Raw genomic sequence first — 19,040 nt, forward strand, 5'->3', positions numbered from 1 at the left:
ATGGAGCAAGCCAAGGGTAAAGCCGAGGTTATTATAGCAAAACAACGCCATGGTCCGACAGGAATCGTTCCCCTTGCCTTTCAACCCGACTTTACATGCTTTAGTGATTTGGAAAAATAGGAGCAGAAAAATGCGTTAAAGAGAGCTTTAAATACCCTTTGAAAGGCATTTGAAGATCCTTTGAGAACCCCTTAAAAACTCTTTAAAAAAAATAAATTGGTACAAAACCTAGTGTCAAAATATACAAAACCCGCTGGCAAGCTACAGCTACACTGCTGACAAACTAAACACACAATAAAAAAGTAATGGTAGCGGAGGAGGGATTTGAACCCCCGACACAAGGATTATGATTCCTCTGCTCTAACCTACTGAGCTACTCCGCCAAAATAAGCAATCATAATTGTCAATAATTATATCTTTTGCGGATATAAGGGGTAGAATAGTAAGATGTCAAGCATCGTTTTTAAGCTTTTCTCTTGTCATTCTATATTATCCTCGATATGTAAAAGTGTAATTTTATATGATAAAGTAAGGTAAGGCATGAAAATGGTGCCACGTGTAGCGGTTTTAGGATGCGGTCATTGGGGTGAAAATCATATACGGACACTCCACTCTCTCGGAGCTTTAGCAGCAGTTTCTGATATTGATAATGATCGTGCTGCTAGTTTTGCAACACTGTATGGTGTAGAGGTTGTTACACCAGATGATCTTTTTACTCATCGAGATATTGATGCGTTGGTATTAGCGTTGCCGCCACAATTGCATACGCAAAATGTGCTCCGTGCTGTTAAAAATGGTAAAGATGTTTTGGTGGAAAAACCAATAGCCTTGAATGTTTCTGATGCTAAACGCCAAGTTCAGGAGGCTGAGGCCTATGAGCGAGTTTTTATGGTGGGCCATATTTTACGTTTTCATCCGGCTTTTGAAAAAATGTGTGAATTGGTGAAAAACGGAGATGTGGGAGATGTGCGATATATTTATTCTCATAGATTAGGCTTTGGAAAATTTCACACACACAGTGATGCTTTATGGGATCTTGCCCCTCATGATCTCTCAATGATTTTGGCGTTGACAGGATGCGAACCTTCCGAAATTCGCGGTGAGGGGGCTGCTGTCGTTGATCAGATTTCTGATTTTTCTCATATTCATATGATTTTTCCAAATGGTGTGCGTAGTCATCTTTTTACTTCACGCTTAAGTTCTTATCGTGAGAGGCGTTTAACTGTTGTTGGAACAAAGGCTATACTCGTTTTTGATGATATGGAACCGTGGAGTCGTAAATTGGCAATGCACCATTTTGCCGTTTGGAAAGAAAATCAAGAGTGGGCTTTTAGCATGGATGAGCTGAGTTATATTGATGTTTGTGAAGATTTGCCGCTTACTTGCGAATTACGGCATTTCCTTCATTGTATTGAAACGCGTCAATCACCTCGTACAAATGGTGATGATGCTATTGCTGTTTTACGGATTTTAACAGCTGCTGATGTCAATTATGATAGATAAAAGAGATAGGTAGCGCTTTTGCATTTTTGTGATGATCAATGGAGTTAATATGCAATTCATCGACCTTGGGGCGCAGCGTGCGCGTATTGAAGATAAAATTAATTCTGCAATTGCGCATGTAGTCGCTAGTGGTAAGTATATTTTGGGGCCAAAAGTAACAGAATTTGAAGAGAAATTGGCAGAATATCTTGGCGTTAAACATGTGATTGCATGTGCTAATGGAACAGATGCTTTGAAGATGCCTCTTATGGCTAAAAATATTGGTCTAGGGGATGCTGTTTTTTGTCCTAGTTTTACATTTTCAGCAACGGCTGAAGTGGTTGCTTTGGTGGGGGCTGAACCTGTTTTTGTCGATGTTTTACCTGATACATTCAATATTGATGTTGAAAAACTTTCTCACGCTATCGAAATGATAAAAAAAGAAGGACGTCTAAAGCCAAAGGCTATTATTGCTGTTGATTTATTTGGGCTTTCTGCTGACTATGTGCAAATTGCTCAAGTGGCTGCCAAGGAAAATCTTTTTGTAATTGAAGATGCTGCTCAATCTATGGGGGGGAGAAGCGGTAATACTATGTGTGGTGCTTTTGGTGATGTGGCTGCTACAAGTTTTTATCCTGCAAAACCATTAGGATGTTATGGCGATGGAGGCGCTATGATGACCAATGATGATCATTTTGCAAAACTTTTACGCTCTATTTTGTTTCATGGTAAAGGTGAAACGCAATATGACAATGTACGTATTGGTATGAATTCGCGCCTAGATAGCATTCAGGCTGCAATTTTACTAGAAAAGTTTGTGATCTTTGAAGATGAAATGGAAAAGCGTGTAGAAATTGCTCAACGCTATTCCAATGGCTTAAGAGATATTGTTACAGTTCCAGAAATAGGAGAAAATATTCGTTCTGCTTATGCACAATATACGATTAAGGTAAAAGAACGGGATAAATTAAAAGATTTTTTACAAAAAAATTCTATCCCTACAATGATTTATTATAAAACTCCTTTACATCAACAGCCAGCTTATAAACACTTCCCTTATGTAAAAGATTCCCTTTCTGTTTCAGAGTCTTTGGGAGAGTGTGTTTTAAGTTTACCAATGCATCCTTACTTGACACAAACGGATCAGGATATGATTATCAAAAAAATAAGAGATTTTTATCACTCTTGAGAGCGTGTTTTTATCCTTAAAATTATGGTCAAATCTCTATTGGTGATCCATCTTAGAAGGTATTTTTTGTTAGAGTGTGTGACCAATGTCTTTGGTATTATTTGCTTTCTAGAACCTATGAAATGTTGTTCTTTAGAGCGGTGATATGATTAGAAAGTGAATCTGCTAGACAAGAAGATATTTTTTAACAGAACGGTATGGGCTAAAAAACTTTGTTCTTTAGCTTAGCAGAAAAGTCACGTTTAATAAAAAGGATTTGGGTTATGAAAGTTACAATGAACCTTTGTTGATTTTACTCTTCATTTAAGGTGTTTTAAAAGATAACTTATTTAACAGGGCTTTTGGAGAGAAAAGTTATTTTTTTGCGAATACGTGAGGCTAGGTCATTTTTGTTTTTTGATTTTTGAATCAATGTGTTGATGGGTGATGTATTCCCCTCTTGTAGCGCTATTTGAGCTGCCAATGTTGCTGCAAGTTCTTTTGTTTCTTCACGGAGTTCTTCCAGCAATTGGTGGTTAGCAGTCGGGTCAAGCTCATGAGTTTGGATTTTTTGTAAGCGTTGCTGATAGAGTGCGATTTTTTCACGCATCATTTTTCTTTCCTTTGAAAGTGTGTAGTGTGGCGATATTTTGTTTGATTGCTATCGCTTCTTTGGTGAGAGTATCTTTTGTGGGGAGGCATAGCCGATAAAATTGTTCTGTTACTTGGCTCAGTTGTATTTTTTGTTGGGCATATTTTTTTTGCAAAAATTCATACTTTTGTTGGTTGTTTGCTAATTCTACAGCATGTTGTGCACGAAGAAAATCGTGATTTGCTTCTATTTCCGCGAGTGATAATGGCATTTTCGCACAAACATCTTTATACGCAAAATGAACGGCTTTCCGCCAAATAAAAGGAGATAAAAGCACCAGTAACCAAGAAGTGAAAGCAACTCCGAGTATAAAAAAAAGAAATGATTGAATAAGCATAATACCCCTTTTCAAATAAGAATACGTTTAAAACGGATTCCATGTCGGTTTAGGTGTTAATTTTAAATATCCTACATTGATACCAAGGCGTGCGCCGACTCCTGTACGTATTGGGATTAACAAGGTATTATGGTATTTTAGGACATGAAAACCAACACCTGCAATTAAATAGGCCGAACCTGAAATACCACCATAGCGTCTCCATAAATTATTTATGCCATTAAGATTGTAAACTAAGATCATTAAACGGGAGCCTTGGCCGCCAAAATCCCATCCTACTGAGGGACCTTGCCAAAAAACTTTATGTTGACCATAGCTTTTGGTAAAAACCCTTCCTTCGCCATAGGTTAATCCAGCAAAAAAGGCACCAGAAGCTTCTTCTCCTAAAATATAGGCATTGGGATAACCGTATTTTGAAAAAATATTTTGAATTGCAACAGCCAAACCACTGGCTGTTTTTCCAAAAAAAATATGACCAGAATCAATAATTTCTTGGAGTGAATAATGAGGCTCGTTTTGCTCTATTGGTTTTAGTTGAGCATGTGTGGTGTTTATGGTGATGAATAAAAGGAAGATTAAAGATATAATATTTTTGTACCAGTATTTGAGCAGAGAGAGAGCCATGGAGTTTTCTCCTTTTATTAGTGATAAACAAAAAGATAATATTAGAATTTTCATGCTATTCAAATAAAAAATAAGATATAAGGTTATTTAAATTCTTGAATTTATTTCTGATTTTTTAGCATGATTGTTAATATTTCCTATTATGCATCAGATGTTAAGAGTTTTTCTTTAAAATAAAGTTTGTTTTTTTGAATCTAGGAGTTTTCAATCATTATGACGTTAGATATTTCTTTGAAGCCTATGGATCTTGCTGCTTTGCTTTGTAGTCGTATTTGCCATGATTTGATTTCACCTGTGGGGGCTATTCAAAATGCAATGGAGCTTTATGATGAAGGAGGAGCTGAAGAAGATGCTTTACAATTGGTGCGTTTATCCGTTGCAAGTGCTGCTGCACGTCTACAATTTGCGCGATTGGCTTTTGGTTTTGCTGGTGCAAGTGGAGGACAAATAGATACACGGGCTGCAGAGCAGGTTGCTCAACAATATATGAAAGAAGAAAAAGCAACTTTAAAATGGCAAGCTTCTTCTTTATTGTTAGAAAAAGATGAAGTTAAACTTTTGCTTAATTTATTATTGATTGCAAATGCAACAGTTTCTCGTGGTGGTGAAATTGTTGTTATGATTTTGCAAGAAGAAAATAAACGTTCTTTTCGATTTGAGGTTTTCGGTAGAACTCTCCGTATACCCCCTCATTTTCTTGCGTTATTCCGTGGAGAAGTTCAAGAAGAGCTTGTTGATGCACATGTCATCCAATTTTATTACACAATGTTACTTGCTCAGATGACAGAGATGAAAATAAATATTGATGAAAGTGATGGTTGTATTGTTTTAGAAAGTATAAAAAAGCTTTGAATAAGAGAGAAGCGCTTAAGCTGTGTTGGGAAAAGTGGCTTCGATTGAATTTATGAGCGATAAGGTTATATGTGTAAATTTGGTGTGGTTACTTCTTAAGCTTTAAGCGCTTTCTATATGAGATTTTTGGTGTGCGAGTTTTCTACTTTTAACAGAGAAAAGATCTCGGGAAAAAATCTCGGCCCGCTAGACTCCGAGATTTTACAATGTGCATGTTCACTGCTTAAGCGGTTTTTCGTACGTTCTCTTCAACTGGATCACGTAATACATAACCACGTCCCCAAACTGTATCAATGTAATTTACACTAGAAGAGACTGCTTCCAATTTTTTCCGCAATTTACAGATAAAAACATCGATAATCTTTAGTTCTGGTTCATCCATTCCACCATAGAGATGATTGAGAAACATTTCCTTGGTAAGGGTGGTACCTTTGCGTAAAGAGAGAAGCTCTAACATTTGGTACTCTTTACCGGTTAAATGAACAGGGCGCCCTGCAACTTCGACAGTTTTTGTGTCAAGGTTAACGGTGAGATCTCCGGTAACAATAACCGATTGTGCATGTCCTTTAGAACGACGAACAACTGCATGGATACGTGCAATGAGCTCATCTTTATGAAAAGGCTTCGTCATATAGTCGTCTGCTCCAAAGCCAAAACCACGAACCTTGTCTTCAATGGCATTCATACCAGAAAGGATTAAGACAGGAGTTTTTATTTTTGCCAATCTTAGAGTCCGCAAGACATCATACCCTGACATGTCAGGCAAATTCAGATCAAGCAAAATGATATCATAATCATAGAGTTTTCCTAAATCGATACCTTCTTCACCCAGATCAGTGATATAAACATTAAAGTTAGCCGACTTTAACATCAACTCAATGCTTTGAGTAACTGCTCTATCATCTTCAATTAATAATACGCGCATTTTAGATCCCTCACTTTGCTCCTTCACGAATCATAAGGAGCATTTCTATTTTATATCAGTTAGCAAAACCACTGTTATAAAAACAATTCATTAAATCAAACACTTATGACAAAGTGTTTATGAACATTTCAGTAGTACGCGTAACAATCACTACTAAATTCCCCACTATCCATGATAGTGGTTAACAAAATATTTTTATTTTTGAAAGAGGCTACAAAATTATTTTAGAAAAATCCCATATTTTTTAACATAATAAACAAAGAAGGGCTTTTTCTATAAACTTTAACTTAAAAAAAATTTGTAAAAGAGCGTTATAAATTACTTTTTTACAATTTCAGTGTTTATTTACTGAGCTTTAAACCTCTTCATTTATAATGGGGGGAAAAGTTAAAGAAATAGTTATTGCTCTTTAAAGCAGATTGTATTTTCAGATGCTTTAATGCAAGGCAAAAATTATTATAATTTCAAGTTAATAGACTGTTTTTGTCGGATAGACATATAACTAAAAGATATTTATTGGGTGTGAATGCGAGTTTTGAGTTGGCGCAATCAAGGAGTAGTGAGTATGAAGCCACGAGAAAATATGGTGCGATTGAGGATGTTTCAAGTGCGTGGAAAGCGCCGTGAAATTGCACAGCTTGAGATGATGATCGCAGAATTTGAACGAATGGTGTTAGAGTTGGAAGCACAGATTACTCATGAAGAACGTAAATCTGGAAACAATGATGTTCACCATTTTGCTTATTCTGCTTTTGCGCGTGCAGCGCGGCAAAGACGTGATAATCTGATCAATTCAATTCGTGATTTAGAACTTCAAAAAACAAACGCTGAAATTGCTCTCCATGAAGCTAATACAGAGCTGCAACGTGCACAGCTTTTGGAAGCACGAGAAAAGAAGATTGTTGCGGATGATAAGGATATTTTGATTCAATCTAATTCAATGGTTGGCTAATTCAATGGTTGGCTAATAAAAGCAATTATTGAAGAATCCATTCTTTCAGGTTTATCTTTTGGATATAGTATAAAACAGCCAAACTTTTATCAAGTTTGGCTGTTTTATAGATTGCTTTATGTTATCAAATCGTAATCAATGGCAACTTAATGCCTGTAGTGTTGAATCTTGGTCGTTCGTAATCCCGCTAAACCGTGTTCATCGATTAAACTTTGCCATGAAAGAAATTCTTCTACAGTCAAAGTATAACGGTGGCACGCTTCGTCAAGACTTAACAATCCACCTCTGACAGCCGCAACAACTTCAGCTTTGCGACGAATCACCCAGCGCCGTGTTGTTTGCGGCGGTAGGTCGGCAATTGTAAGCGGACTTCCATCTGGCCCAATAACATATTTCATTTGTGTTTTTATCAAGTTGCTCATTCGTATCCTCTACCTTTAGTCAAGGACTTGATTCGTTTATAGAGCATGAAATTTAAAAAAGAGCTAAAAGCGCTGAAAGAAAAAATTAATTATGTAAAAAGAAGCTCAAGTTGAAGTGTGAAGAAGAGATTCTTGCAATATTTTACCGGATTTTTCAAAAGAGCAAAAAAGGATTTCTCCTAAACGATTACCATTATGCCTTATTTCCATCATTCTTTTTTTGTTTGCAGCAGCTCTTAAGAAAGTAATGCCTATGGTTGTGGAAAGGATAAAAAAATAATATAAAGGCAATCAATCGTGTAAAAGTGCTGAAGAGCGTGCATCAGAATGTCAACATATGGGTAGCCATTAAACAGAGCAGTAAATAGAGAATGAATACATGTTTTTAAACAGTCTTGATTTACCAGGACAACCTGAAGATTCTCGCATTGTTGTTGCAATGTCGGGGGGGGTTGATTCATCGGTTGTTGCAGGTCTTTTGAAAAAGGAAGGGTATAATGTTATTGGCATTACGTTGCAGCTTTATGATCATGGGGAAGCAACGCATCGGGTGGGGGCGTGTTGTGCAGGACAAGATATTGAGGATGCACGCCGCGTTGCAGAAACACTAGGAATTCCTCATTATGTTCTTGATTATGAAAAGCGCTTTCGCGAAGCTGTTATTGATCCTTTTGCAGAAAGTTATGCTCATGGAGAGACCCCAGTACCATGTATTGCATGTAATCAAACGGTTAAGTTTGCTGATTTATTAGCAACGGCACGCGAATTGGGGGCAGATGCTTTGGCTACGGGACATTATATTCGTTCGCGTTCCAACGGAGCGCATCGAGCACTCTTTCGTCCTCTCGATAATGATCGTGATCAGAGTTATTTTCTCTTTGCAACGACACAAGAACAGATTGATTATTTGCGTTTTCCACTTGGTGACCTTCCAAAAGCCCGCGTTCGTGAAATGGCAGCAGAAATGGGCTTTGTGGTTGCCAATAAGCATGATAGTCAGGATATTTGTTTTGTTCCACAAGGAAAATATTCAGATGTTATCGCAAAACTGCGTCCAGAAGCAGCTAATCCTGGCGTTATTGTCCATATTGATGGAAAGATTTTAGGTAAACATTCGGGAATTGTTAATTATACGGTTGGTCAACGTCGTGGTATTGGGGTATCAACGGGTGAAGCGCTTTATGTGGTTTATCTCGATGTGGAAAATGCACGTGTTATTGTTGGACCGCGTGAAATGTTAGAAACGCATAAGCTTTTTTTACGTGATGTGAATTGGCTTGGTGATGAGTCGTTAGATAATTTCCCTTCTCAAGGTATTGAGGTGGCTGTAAAGGTGCGTTCAACGCGTCCTCCTCACCTTGCGCGCTTACATTATAAAGAAGGTATTTTTTTCGTTGATTTATTGGAATGTGAAAATGGTGTGGCACCAGGGCAAGCTTGCGTTCTTTATGATGGAAATGGTCATGAGGCGCGTATTCTTGGGGGAGGATTTGTAACACATTCAGAACGTGCAGCTGATACTGAAATGATGTTGAAGCGCGTTTTATGCAATCTCGAAACAAAAGATCCTGTTTCCTCAGAACTAAAAACAACAGCTTTATAAAGCATAGTAAATTGATTTATAATGATATTTTTTAATCTTAAACTTGAATGAGGGACTTCCGGAAGATTTTCTCATTGAAAGTTTGTTTTATGATTGAATCCATCAAAATTATATCTTTTACACGTCATAAGCGGGGTTAGGGTGTGGAAAGTGATGATAAAGAAAAGGTAAAAATGTTTTTTATCAATGCTTTCAAAGGCTAGGGGACGGCAATATTATTGGAGACTGGTAGATAACATACAACATTGGGTATGTTTTATAACTTGAAGTGTTATCATCTTTAGTGGTCAAAGTTGGTAAAATGAGCAAGTGCAATACCTGAGGCTGTGGCAACATTAATGCTGTCAAAACCGTCAGTCATGGGAATACGTAAGGTGTTTGATTGTTGTAGTATATGGGGTGGTAAGCCATCGCCTTCTGTTCCAAAAATAAGTGCTATTCTTTTGGTTTTGTTGGCTTGCTTGAGAGTGTGTGAGGCAGAAGGGGAGAGTGCATAAAGATGAAAGTTTTCATCGTTTAGAGCAGCTATAATGTCATCTATATCAGCGTTTTGCGTATAGGGTACTTTTAAAGCAGCGCCGGCAGACACTCTTATTGATTTGCGATAAAGTGGATCGCATGAGGTTTTGTCGACAATAATGCCATTACTGGCAAAGGCTGCTGCATTACGAAAAATTGATCCCATATTATCGTGATTCGAGATACCACATAAAACAAGAATCAAAGCTTTTTCTGGAAGATGTTGTAAAAAACTTTGTAAGGATGGCAGTATTTTGCGTTTACCAATACCCAGAACACCACGATGAACATGGAAGCCGGTGATATTATCCATAACTTTTTGTGGAACGCAATAAATGGGACATAGAGGCTGTGTTTTTTCTAAAAGCGGTAGAAGTCCAGAGAGACGGTTTGCTACGATGAGCAGTGAGATGGCAGAAAAATCTTTCGAGTGCAGTAATGCGGACAATGTTACTTTGCCTTCAGCAATAAATTGATGTTGCCGTCCAACAAGATCTTTTTCACGGATATTATGATAGGCTTTTAGGCGTGGATCATCGGTTTCATTGATTGTTATGATATTCAAATGCATGCGAGATTTTTAGTGCTTTTTTCTTATGATTTCCAGATGTTAGAATTTATTTTATTTTAACAAAGAGAGAAAAAAACATTATTTTAAAACTTATGGTAGAATTTGTATTGACAATATGCAACCATAGGTATAATGTAAAAATACTGATACGGAATCATATATTTTTTCTCGTATCGGGTGCAGTGTCTTGGGTCCCCGCTATTTCCCAAGTTCTGTATGCCCTTAATTTCTAAGGGAAAAGAATCTGGGTCCCCAATGCCCAGATTCTTTTTTTTTGAGGGTAATCATTGTTCTTCTTTTTATATCTAAATTTTTTAGTAAATCATATTTTAAAATCCAGTTGACCTGTAAAGTTACCGTAGAGTGCTAAGATATTTTTTCTAAGGTGCAACGATGGCTTATAAATGGGGTATAATGCACATCATAAGACTGAAAAATAATGCATGATCATGATAGATTTGAGCAAAAACAAGTTTTTCGTTTATGAGAAGTGAGATGGCTTTAAGTTATTCAGAAAACGATTAATAATGAAGGTTATGTGTTTGATTGCTCTTGGGAAAGCTCTTTTTTCTATTATTTTCTCTCTTCTTTATTTATTGGTGCTGTTCGTGTAACTGAGCAGTTTTTACGATAATAATGGTGAGCTGAGGCGTTTATTGTATGATGAAGCTTCTGTAATATTGAGGAAAGATCGTCGTTATGCCAAAAGTATAATGATATGGTTGAAAATATTAATTCCCTATTTCGTGAAGAAAAGGATGAGGTTCATGGATGTAAAAATCAATATACAAAGCTTGACTTTATACTCTATTTTTATTGCGTGTATTGTTTTTGCTTTGAAATATTGGACATATCACATCACAGGTTCGGTTGCACTTTATTCTGATGCATTGGAATCAATTGTTAATATCCTTGCGTCATTGGCAGCATGGTGGGCTGTTAAAGTGAGTATGAAGCCAGCAGATCATGATCATCCCTTTGGGCATCATAAAGCGGAATATTTTTCCGCAATTCTTGAAGGGGTACTCATTATTATTGCCGCAATTGTTATTTTAAGAGAAGCATGGATAGCTCTTTCTACCGTTAAATTGTTGCAGAAACCTGGAATATGGCTTGTTATTCATCTTATTGCAACTGTCATAAATTGTATGTGGGGAATGGTTCTTATTTGGCAGGGAAAACTCCATCGCTCACCGGCTCTTAAAGCTGATGGAGTGCATTTTATAACAGATGTTTTTACTTCGCTTGCAATTTTAATTGGTTTGATTGCCGGTTTTGTCGGGGGATGGGGAGCTTTAGATCCAATTTTAGCGATAATCGTTGCCGTTAATATTCTCTTACAGGGCTGGAAGGTGATTAGAAATGCTGTTCAGGGGTTAATGGATGTTGGCGTTGAATTGAATGAAAGCATGCGGATTCGGGAACTGATTTCTGCAAATGCATCGGGTGCGCTTGAGGTCCATGATTTACGGACGCGTGTTGCTGGAAGGGTTACTTTTATAGAGTTTCATTTGGTTGTGCCTGCTGTAATGCAGGTAGGAGAAGCACATAAAATTTGTGATAAAATCGAAGCTGTTCTTCAAAAAGAATTTGATAATGTGCGTATTTCTATTCATGTCGAGCCTGAAGATGAGGCAAAATTGCCTCCCGGTACAACGGTAATCCCTTTTATATAAAAAGATTTTTCAAATTGTCTGTTATGTTAGACTGTTTTTTATGATGGGGTGATTCATACCTCTCGAAAATACAATGATGCTCTTTTGTTGATTTAATTTTTGCATCAATCAAGTATACAAGGTTAAACAGAGTATTTAAGGCAAGATTTATTCTATTTCGTTAAAACACTGTCATTTAAGGTGTGGTGAGATAAGGCATATAAAATTTGATCTATTAAGTGTTTTTAGAGTATGGAGTAAATATTCAAAATAGGACTTGCCGGTGTATTCTTTTGTAAGTGAATCTCATGAAATGGTTAGCAGCTTAAATCCATTTAAGAAAACGGATCGTTTACAGACTGTCGGGAGTAGATGTTTCGTTTCTTAGGGCGAAGAGGAGTGAAGCCTTCGTAATAAGTTTAATGAGATTTAATTATAAATTTTGTATAAAAGTTATGAATAGGGTTTTAAAGTTTGTGATCATAGATTAATCGTCATTATTGTTGCTAATAAATGTGTTGTTTTATCGATACAATGTGTTCTGTTTAGAGTGTTCTTTATTGCATGAAGGATGGGGGACTCATTAAAAGATGAAAAAACAAAAATCATGCTCATAACTCTACTCTTTAAAGGATATTATTGTCGTTACTGTAGCAAATTGTAAAGCTGAACTAAAGAATGATGCTAAAGATAGAAACTGGTTTTTAATTGATGCCTTCATATTTTCATTCCAATCTGGCATCAAAATTTTACAAGGACTCGTACAGTACTGGTGCATCCTAATCATAATATGCTGCTATATCAGGGCTATTTTAATTTATAGATAATAACAAAAAGCAAAGACTTTATAAGGAAAAAAAAGCTATAAAGTCAAAAATTTATATGCAATAAATTAGAGAGGTAGATCGAATTTTTATAGAATACTTTATGAAACAACCACCAAACATATCTGGCTTTACTTTTACTTATTTTTACAAACGTTCGTTTGTGTCTTTTGCGTTATATTCGTAAAGATCAGATTAGCGGTAATCTAAAGATAACTCTTGGTTGAGAATATGAAAGGAAAGCGTGATACTATAATAGAGTTTTTTCTGTCTTTATCGTTCAACCAGTAAAAGTGATTACAAATCCGTAATTTCTCCAAAAATGATTTTGTCATACTTATAAACAAAGTTAGATCAAAACGACTTTTTTCTCTTAAAACTGTAAACAAATATATTGTATCCGTATAGCTTGAACGAAGTTAGATGTTTACCTGAATAACGACAGTATATATTTTAAGAATAGAGAAGATATTTCATATCGCTATGATGTTATTCAAGAGCTCTTAAAACAATGATTCCTGGTGTTTTTTCAACATAATTCATAAAAGGAGAATCAACGACTTTTTCGTTTTCTTTTCGTGAAGAAGCATTTCTTAACATTGGCCCTCTATCTGTCATGATAAAGAAGCCCACATGTGTTACATCCAATCCAGCAAGTTTCGTATAAATACCAATGAAATCACCAGACTGTAAACGACCTATAACCTCCTCATTAATAAAGTTACTTGGAATATACGTTATTGTGCGTTTCACAACTGGCAACCCAGGTAGATAGCTTCCACCATCAGCTTTTTTATTGAGATATTTTTCTATTTTTACCGCATGGGGACTTATTTCAGCGGTAATATCAGTGGCGAGTTTATATTCTCTATAAGCCCAATCCGTAAAAAAATGTTTCCGATTTAAAAAATGAACATTACCGTTAATATAACGCGTTTTTATGACGTTATTTATGAATTCTGTTTGGGATGTTGATTTGCGCAATGCTTCAACATAATCCAGATAAGTGAAGCAATCTAAGCCTCTAAAATCAATAATCAGTTTTTCTGGTGTATTTTCTGAGCCATGTAACATATTTGCTTGGTAAGGTGTCCCTAAAAAAGCTTCAGAAAGAAAGTCAATTAGTGCCCCTTTTTCCTGATAATTTGTTTCTGAACGTTTTTTGAGAAGAGCATTTAATTTATTTAGAGTATAGGGATCTAGGTTTACGTTGGTTGTTTGTTGTGTTTTTATTTTATTTTCTACAGTACTCTCTTGTGAATCAGAATCCTGAACATCACATCCTGTTACCAACATTAATATGAGAATTAATAGGGATATTTTTCGCATTTTATACACCATTTTGAATTAAAAATTCATGACGAACTATTTCTAAAAGTGCTATTTTTTAAATGCTTATCATGATCATCGTTAGATTTAATGCTAGCATACAATCATTAAGAGTATCAATGAATATAAAGATAAAATCATGGTTTTTAAGGTTACACAAATTGCAAACGATATGAATCTTTTCTAAGATTATAGAATTAAAGGATTTTTCTCTATAATATACTTATTTTTTAATCAAAATTATTGTCAAATAAATATTTTTAAAAATATGATGAGCTTTTTACGTTGTTAAGCTATTCTGGTGTTGCTGCTTTAACTTTATAGCATATTCTGAGGGTAAGAAAATTTTTTAAGAGCTTATCTTTTAAAAGGTTTCAATTACTATAGGATATCTAACGTATCCAATGGAATTGAGATTCCTGAAAACGGTGGGATGAGAGGGGAAAATGATGTCTGATAAAATTCATCGTAATGTCTCTAAAACTATTGGAAATACTCTGTGTTTCATGAAATTTTGTTCATGAGTTTGTCGCACAAATATTTTGTTCGTATAATGCAAAAAAAAATTTTATTCTTTGACAATGAGATAGCAACTAAAGATACACCAATTAAAACGTAATTTTACAGTTTTATCTTGACTCTTACTTAAATTTTTACTTTGTTATTATTTTGTATGTGAAAAGTATACGGTATAGAATACTTTTAAAAGGAAAAGGGAGTTAAAAGATAGCGGGGGAGTCATTGTATGCGTAAAATAGTGTGTATGTTATGCAAGACCAAATGCTCAATCCGAAATTTGTTCAGCGTGGGCTCATTTTAGTGTTCATCACTTTATTGTTAGATATTCTTTGTATTGCGATCATTTGTCCTGTTTTGCCTGAATATTTTTCTCAATTAACTGGAAAAGAGGTTAGTACATCTTTTGTAGAAAGAGGAAAATTACTTGCAGCTTATTCAGTGATGCAGTTTTTGTTTGCTCCTGTTATTGGCAATCTCTCTGATCGTTATGGTCGTCGTCCTATTTTGCTTCTCTCTATTATCTGCTTTGCTCTTGATAATCTCATATGTGCTATAGCATGGAGCTATTCTATGTTATTTATCGGGCGTCTTTTGTCAGGGATAAGTGGCGCTAGTTTTGCAACTTGTACAGCTTATCTTGCGGATATATCTGATGATAAAACCCGTACACGCAATTTTGGTCTGTTAGGCATTGCATCCGCATTGGGGTTTATTTTAGGATCGTTTATTGGTGGTTTTTTAGGTCAGTTTGGTCCGCGTATTCCGTTTTATTTTGCTGTTGGTTTTTCACTCATTAATTTTATTTTTTCTTGGGTTATGCTTCCAGAAACCCTTTCTTTATGGAATAGGCGCTTTTTTGATATTAAGCGGGCAAATCCCTTAGGTGCTTTTTGGCATCTGAAACAATATCCGATGGTTCTTTGGGTGTTATTGGTCTTTTTTCTTTATTGGTTTGCGGAATCTGTATGGTTAAGCATTTGGGCGTTCATTGCAAAAGAACGCTATGATTGGAGTTCTTTTTCTATTGGACTCTCCTATAGTGTTTTTGGGATAGGCCAATTTATTGTAGTCGCTCTCTTTTTGCCTTATTTTTCTAAACGATGGAGTGATTGGCATATTGTTATAGTGGGGCTTTTGTTTGCCTCCGTTGCTATGCTGGGCTATACATTCGCGACGCAGGGGTGGATGGTTTATATGGTTTGTATGTGTACAATGCTTGAATATCTTGTTCATGCACCTATACGTGCGATTGCTTCAGCGCAGGTACCGACAAATGTACAAGGAGAACTGCAAGGAGCGATGACATCTGTTATTTCATTAAGTTTAACATTTGGTTCTGTTTTTTATGTGTTTCTTTTTGAATGTTTTACAGATAAAAATGCACTGTTTTATTTTTCAGGTGCTCCTTTTGTTGGAGGCTTTTTTCTTCTTGTCGTTGCGACAGTTATTTTTGCCTTGCGGGTACGTTAATTTGTTGAGAGAGGCCGGTACGTACTATTTTGCTAGAAGAATGCACAAGATAAACAAAATGTATCATTTTATAGGCAGAAAGTTTTTTGTGATATTTGTTTAACAAAGTGTTATATAAAATATCGATATATCCTTCTCATTTAGTGCAAATAATTTTTTTTATTTTGTGATATTGTTTGTATAGGGGACTCCGTATTTTTTCTATTGCTTGCAAATTAATATCCAGTGCTAATGCAGCAGCATATTGAAAACAAAAGATTAAAACGTATCTGCGTTAGATGTATCAGTATTGTATGAACAATTCCAAATTTTATATGGCAAATTGGAAGTAAATATTGCTTATATTTGTTGGCATAACTTCTGGAATCGAAAGAAAACCTCATTTTGGAAGAATATAAAGTTGTAAAATTGAAAAGATGTTTTCTGTTTTGCTATTACTTTTTTATTCGGCTTTACAGTTTTCAAAACCATCTACGGCAATATCTTTTAAAAAGTAGAGATTTGTTGCATTGTTTCACACTTTAATTTTTTTTTATTCTTTAGGAGGAGTTATGCTTCTCATGCAAAATAGAATGCTTAAAATTGTATTGTGAATCAAATGCTTATTTGAAGTTTAGACACTTTACTCTTTTTAAAAATAGTTTTTATCGATACACTTACCTTGCTTGGGGGGAGAAGCCAATGATTTTGATGGATACGACCTTAAGAGAAGAGGAAGGAGAAAAATTTAAGTTATTCAGTGCGCTCTTTTTAGTTTCAGAATGATAAATAATAATACAACTTCAATAAGTTGTAGGTATAAAAATAATATAATTGTGCGTAGGAAGATGATATAATTTAAAGGAGAGAAGTTAAAAGGTGAGGCTTTTTATTTTAAGATATTTTTTTATAATTCATAATGAGATCACAAAAATGCTGAAAGAGGTAGTGGCTATCTTGTGGTCCAGGAGAAGCTTCGGGGTGATATTGAACAGAAAAAACAGGTTTTCCAATGATTCGAATACCACAGTTTGAACCATCAAAGAGAGAAATATGTGTTTCTTGAACATGTTGTGGTAAAGAGGAAGAATCTACGGTAAAACCGTGATTCATCGATACAATCTCAACTTTTCCAGTGTTAAGGTCTTTAACTGGGTGGTTGGCACCATGATGTCCTTGGTGCATTTTCACGGTTTTTGCACCAACCGTAAGAGCGAGAAGTTGATGACCAAGACATATTCCAAAAATTGGCAAATTATGATCAATTAATGTTTTAATTGTTGGAATGGCATATTGAGCCGTAGCTGCGGGGTCTCCTGGTCCATTAGAAAGAAAAATGCCATCAGGGTTCATTGCCAGAATTTCTTTTGCAGTTGTGTGGGCAGGCACAACAGTAATGCGGGCTTTTTGTGTTGCCATAAGGCGAAGAATATTACGTTTAATACCGTAGTCAATTGCAATGATATGAAGATTGTGCACATTGTTTGTACCGTATCCTTTATTCCAACTCCATGGTTTTTCATTCCATTGCATTGATGATTGAGATGTCACGTCTTTCGTAAGGTCAAGATTGACGAGACCGTGCCATTTTTGCGCACGTTTCTTTAAAGAAGGAATATCAAAGTTTCCATTAGCATCATGTGCAATGACAGCATTTTGTGCACCTTTTTCACGAATAAGAATTGTGAGTGCACGTGTATCAATACCACAAAGTGCAATAATTTTACGCGTTTTAAGCCATTGATGAAGATTTTCATTGGATCGATAATTTGAGGGATGTGTAATGTCTGCTTTGAAAATAGCGCCAACAGCACCATGACAATTGAGAGGAGAGAGATCTTCAATATCTTCGCTATTTGCCCCTACATTTCCTATATGAGGAAAAGTAAAATTAACGATTTGTTGTGTGTATGACGGGTCGGTGAGGATTTCTTCATAGCCTGTGATGGCGGTGTTAAAACACACTTCAGCTTCAGCGATACCTGTAGCACCTGCTCCTTTGCCTTCAATAACGGTTCCATCTGCTAAGACTAAGAGGGCTGTCGGTTTTTTGATACTCCAAGGGTGGCTGGGTGAAGTTGCTTGTATCATAGTATGTATCCACAATTTATTCTCTGAAAGGTATAATGACCAACTTTACACAAAAATCATACCTTTAACAGATGCTGTGTATATTATTCTGGTAACGTTTCGCTTGAAATAGGCAGTATAAGTACATTCCATGAAGAGGTAAAGTCTTGTTTTAGCTTTTCGAAGATCGAGTCCTTAATTATTTTTTTATCTTCCATTGCAAGATGGATAAAGATTGGTTAAAAGGCATATTCTTCTTGAACAAAATTGGATAAATTTATGTTGCGTAACCAGATTGATGGGGCTCTTAGGGCTGCTTTGAAAGTGCAAGATAGTGCGCGTCTTGCTACACTTCGTTTAATGAATGCTGCAGTTAGGGATCGTGATATTCTTTATTATGATGAGGGGAAGCTAGAAGTGGATGATCAGCAGATACAGTCTGTTTTCACTAAAATGCTTCAACAGCGTGAAGAATTGATGCGAGCCTATAAAGAGTCTGGTTGCTTGGAATTGGCAGAGAGAGGACAAGCAGAAATAGAAGTTATTCGTGAATTTCTTCCCTATCAACTTAAGGAGATGGAAGTAGAACAGGTTCTTTGTGAAGCTTTGGCACAAACAAAGGCTGAAAAATTACGCGATATAGGTAAGGTGATGGCGTGGCTTAAGGAACGGTATGCGGGGCAAATGAATTTTTCTAAAGTGTGCAATAGTCTTCGTAAAAAATTGCAATAGATCTTGTTAATTCAATGGGATGGGAAAATATTTTTTATTGTGCGTCACCTTTATAAATCAGTAGGATGTTGATAAATATCATTTATTTTTTATATACATACTATTATCAAAAAAATATTTTTTTGAAATCAACGAAGTTTTTTTGGCTCTTATAGAGCAATAAACATTCTTTTATGTATTATATTTTTCTGTTCTTCAAAGCTGTTAGATCATTAAAAAACAAAAAGGTTATAGAGTTTTTACTTTTTAAAAAAGATCTATTATTTGCACTGTTAAAAATTTTAAAACAGGATGATTAAGTTAATTGATACAGATTTCCAATTTTGGGGAGTGTATTATTGTCTTTTTTGCTGTT

General features: G+C 35.7%; 17 protein-coding genes and 1 tRNA gene. 9 read left to right on the forward strand and 9 right to left on the reverse strand.

Annotation, left to right across the window (positions count from 1 at the left end):
- A partial coding sequence (locus tag ACFIK3_RS04905; RefSeq protein ID WP_375659717.1) for a DnaB-like helicase C-terminal domain-containing protein occupies positions 1-120 on the forward strand: 120 nt, incomplete at its 5' end.
- 186 nt (positions 121-306) lie between these two features.
- Here the strand turns inward: ACFIK3_RS04905 and ACFIK3_RS04910 are convergent.
- Positions 307-383, reverse strand: a tRNA-Met gene (locus ACFIK3_RS04910).
- Positions 384-546: 163 nt separating this feature from the next.
- Between ACFIK3_RS04910 and ACFIK3_RS04915 the strand changes: the two genes are divergently transcribed.
- Both ACFIK3_RS04915 and ACFIK3_RS04920 read left to right on the forward strand, forming a co-directional pair.
- Complete coding sequence (locus tag ACFIK3_RS04915) at positions 547-1,503, forward strand: Gfo/Idh/MocA family protein (RefSeq protein WP_375643469.1); 957 nt, start codon at positions 547-549, stop codon at positions 1,501-1,503.
- Positions 1,504-1,552: 49 nt separating this feature from the next.
- Positions 1,553-2,671: a DegT/DnrJ/EryC1/StrS family aminotransferase gene (locus ACFIK3_RS04920; RefSeq protein WP_375631199.1), complete on the forward strand. Its 1,119-nt coding sequence runs from the start codon at positions 1,553-1,555 to the stop codon at positions 2,669-2,671.
- Positions 2,672-2,996: 325 nt separating this feature from the next.
- Here ACFIK3_RS04920 and ACFIK3_RS04925 read toward each other — a convergent pair whose 3' ends face one another.
- From ACFIK3_RS04925 to ACFIK3_RS04935, 3 genes are read right to left on the reverse strand one after another with little or no spacing between them, the layout of a single operon-like run.
- Positions 2,997-3,263 (reverse strand): hypothetical protein, encoded by a 267-nt coding sequence (locus ACFIK3_RS04925; protein ID WP_375660011.1) that lies wholly within the window; start codon positions 3,261-3,263, stop codon positions 2,997-2,999.
- On the reverse strand, positions 3,253-3,639 hold the full coding sequence (locus ACFIK3_RS04930; RefSeq protein ID WP_375631197.1) for a hypothetical protein: 387 nt from the start codon (positions 3,637-3,639) through the stop codon (positions 3,253-3,255). Before ACFIK3_RS04930 ends, ACFIK3_RS04925 begins: the two co-directional genes overlap by 11 nt.
- A 27-nt stretch (positions 3,640-3,666) precedes the next feature.
- Positions 3,667-4,263 carry a DUF1134 domain-containing protein gene (locus ACFIK3_RS04935; protein ID WP_273790821.1) on the reverse strand — a complete coding sequence of 199 codons (597 nt, stop codon included), beginning with the start codon at positions 4,261-4,263 and terminating at the stop codon, positions 3,667-3,669.
- Between the two features lie 213 nt (positions 4,264-4,476).
- Here ACFIK3_RS04935 and chpT point away from each other — a divergent pair, with 213 nt between their 5' ends.
- Positions 4,477-5,115 (forward strand): histidine phosphotransferase ChpT, encoded by a 639-nt coding sequence (gene chpT / locus ACFIK3_RS04940; protein WP_273790820.1) that lies wholly within the window; start codon positions 4,477-4,479, stop codon positions 5,113-5,115.
- Positions 5,116-5,338: 223 nt separating this feature from the next.
- Here the strand turns inward: chpT and ctrA are convergent, their stop codons facing one another.
- Positions 5,339-6,040, reverse strand: coding sequence for a response regulator transcription factor CtrA (gene ctrA / locus ACFIK3_RS04945; RefSeq protein WP_273790819.1), 702 nt, complete (start codon positions 6,038-6,040; stop codon positions 5,339-5,341).
- 565 nt (positions 6,041-6,605) lie between these two features.
- Here ctrA and ACFIK3_RS04950 point away from each other — a divergent pair.
- Positions 6,606-6,992 (forward strand): flagellar export protein FliJ, encoded by a 387-nt coding sequence (locus ACFIK3_RS04950; RefSeq protein ID WP_273790818.1) that lies wholly within the window; start codon positions 6,606-6,608, stop codon positions 6,990-6,992.
- Between the two features lie 146 nt (positions 6,993-7,138).
- Here the strand turns inward: ACFIK3_RS04950 and ACFIK3_RS04955 are convergent, their stop codons facing one another.
- The gene (locus ACFIK3_RS04955) at positions 7,139-7,414 is read right to left on the reverse strand and encodes a DUF1153 domain-containing protein (RefSeq protein ID WP_273790817.1); all 276 of its coding nucleotides are present in this window, start codon (positions 7,412-7,414) and stop codon (positions 7,139-7,141) included.
- Positions 7,415-7,793: 379 nt separating this feature from the next.
- Between ACFIK3_RS04955 and mnmA the strand changes: the two genes are divergently transcribed.
- Positions 7,794-9,017, forward strand: coding sequence for a tRNA 2-thiouridine(34) synthase MnmA (mnmA, locus tag ACFIK3_RS04960; protein WP_375676337.1), 1,224 nt, complete (start codon positions 7,794-7,796; stop codon positions 9,015-9,017).
- Between the two features lie 280 nt (positions 9,018-9,297).
- Here the strand turns inward: mnmA and ACFIK3_RS04965 are convergent, their stop codons facing one another.
- A complete protein-coding gene (locus ACFIK3_RS04965) occupies positions 9,298-10,107 on the reverse strand; it encodes a TrmH family RNA methyltransferase (protein WP_375676338.1) in 810 nt (269 codons plus the stop codon).
- Positions 10,108-10,874: 767 nt separating this feature from the next.
- Between ACFIK3_RS04965 and ACFIK3_RS04970 the strand changes: the two genes are divergently transcribed.
- The gene (locus tag ACFIK3_RS04970) at positions 10,875-11,783 is read left to right on the forward strand and encodes a cation diffusion facilitator family transporter (protein ID WP_375631194.1); all 909 of its coding nucleotides are present in this window, start codon (positions 10,875-10,877) and stop codon (positions 11,781-11,783) included.
- 1,292 nt (positions 11,784-13,075) lie between these two features.
- Here the strand turns inward: ACFIK3_RS04970 and ACFIK3_RS04975 are convergent.
- Positions 13,076-13,915 (reverse strand): DUF1460 domain-containing protein, encoded by an 840-nt coding sequence (locus ACFIK3_RS04975; protein ID WP_375658181.1) that lies wholly within the window; start codon positions 13,913-13,915, stop codon positions 13,076-13,078.
- 768 nt (positions 13,916-14,683) lie between these two features.
- On the opposite strand from ACFIK3_RS04975, the gene ACFIK3_RS04980 reads away from it, so the two are divergent.
- On the forward strand, positions 14,684-15,904 hold the full coding sequence (locus ACFIK3_RS04980; protein WP_273790812.1) for an MFS transporter: 1,221 nt from the start codon (positions 14,684-14,686) through the stop codon (positions 15,902-15,904).
- Between the two features lie 873 nt (positions 15,905-16,777).
- On the opposite strand, the gene carA is transcribed toward ACFIK3_RS04980, so the two are convergent.
- Complete coding sequence (gene carA / locus ACFIK3_RS04985; RefSeq protein ID WP_375664780.1) at positions 16,778-17,974, reverse strand: glutamine-hydrolyzing carbamoyl-phosphate synthase small subunit; 1,197 nt, start codon at positions 17,972-17,974, stop codon at positions 16,778-16,780.
- 258 nt (positions 17,975-18,232) lie between these two features.
- Here carA and ACFIK3_RS04990 point away from each other — a divergent pair, with 258 nt between their 5' ends.
- The gene (locus tag ACFIK3_RS04990; protein ID WP_273790810.1) at positions 18,233-18,685 is read left to right on the forward strand and encodes a GatB/YqeY domain-containing protein; all 453 of its coding nucleotides are present in this window, start codon (positions 18,233-18,235) and stop codon (positions 18,683-18,685) included.
- Positions 18,686-19,040 lie beyond the last annotated feature (355 nt).

Origin of the sequence: Bartonella sp. CB10SXKL (assembly GCF_042195515.1) — a bacterium.
Taxonomy (GTDB): domain Bacteria; phylum Pseudomonadota; class Alphaproteobacteria; order Rhizobiales; family Rhizobiaceae; genus Bartonella.

Excerpts from the sequence above, each read along its gene's own strand:
- ctrA (WP_273790819.1), bottom strand. The coding sequence starts at position 6,040 with ATGCGCGTATTATTAATTGAAGATGATAGAGCAGTTACTCAAAGCATT.
- ACFIK3_RS04975 (WP_375658181.1), bottom strand. The coding sequence starts at position 13,915 with ATGCGAAAAATATCCCTATTAATTCTCATATTAATGTTGGTAACAGGA.
- chpT (WP_273790820.1), top strand. The coding sequence starts at position 4,477 with ATGACGTTAGATATTTCTTTGAAGCCTATGGATCTTGCTGCTTTGCTT.
- ACFIK3_RS04970 (WP_375631194.1), top strand. The coding sequence starts at position 10,875 with ATGGATGTAAAAATCAATATACAAAGCTTGACTTTATACTCTATTTTT.
- ACFIK3_RS04925 (WP_375660011.1), bottom strand. The coding sequence starts at position 3,263 with ATGATGCGTGAAAAAATCGCACTCTATCAGCAACGCTTACAAAAAATC.
- ACFIK3_RS04920 (WP_375631199.1), top strand. The coding sequence starts at position 1,553 with ATGCAATTCATCGACCTTGGGGCGCAGCGTGCGCGTATTGAAGATAAA.
- mnmA (WP_375676337.1), top strand. The coding sequence starts at position 7,794 with ATGTTTTTAAACAGTCTTGATTTACCAGGACAACCTGAAGATTCTCGC.
- ACFIK3_RS04935 (WP_273790821.1), bottom strand. The coding sequence starts at position 4,263 with ATGGCTCTCTCTCTGCTCAAATACTGGTACAAAAATATTATATCTTTA.
- ACFIK3_RS04990 (WP_273790810.1), top strand. The coding sequence starts at position 18,233 with ATGTTGCGTAACCAGATTGATGGGGCTCTTAGGGCTGCTTTGAAAGTG.
- carA (WP_375664780.1), bottom strand. The coding sequence starts at position 17,974 with ATGATACAAGCAACTTCACCCAGCCACCCTTGGAGTATCAAAAAACCG.
- ACFIK3_RS04980 (WP_273790812.1), top strand. The coding sequence starts at position 14,684 with ATGCAAGACCAAATGCTCAATCCGAAATTTGTTCAGCGTGGGCTCATT.
- ACFIK3_RS04955 (WP_273790817.1), bottom strand. The coding sequence starts at position 7,414 with ATGAGCAACTTGATAAAAACACAAATGAAATATGTTATTGGGCCAGAT.
- ACFIK3_RS04950 (WP_273790818.1), top strand. The coding sequence starts at position 6,606 with ATGAAGCCACGAGAAAATATGGTGCGATTGAGGATGTTTCAAGTGCGT.
- ACFIK3_RS04965 (WP_375676338.1), bottom strand. The coding sequence starts at position 10,107 with ATGCATTTGAATATCATAACAATCAATGAAACCGATGATCCACGCCTA.
- ACFIK3_RS04915 (WP_375643469.1), top strand. The coding sequence starts at position 547 with ATGGTGCCACGTGTAGCGGTTTTAGGATGCGGTCATTGGGGTGAAAAT.
- ACFIK3_RS04930 (WP_375631197.1), bottom strand. The coding sequence starts at position 3,639 with ATGCTTATTCAATCATTTCTTTTTTTTATACTCGGAGTTGCTTTCACT.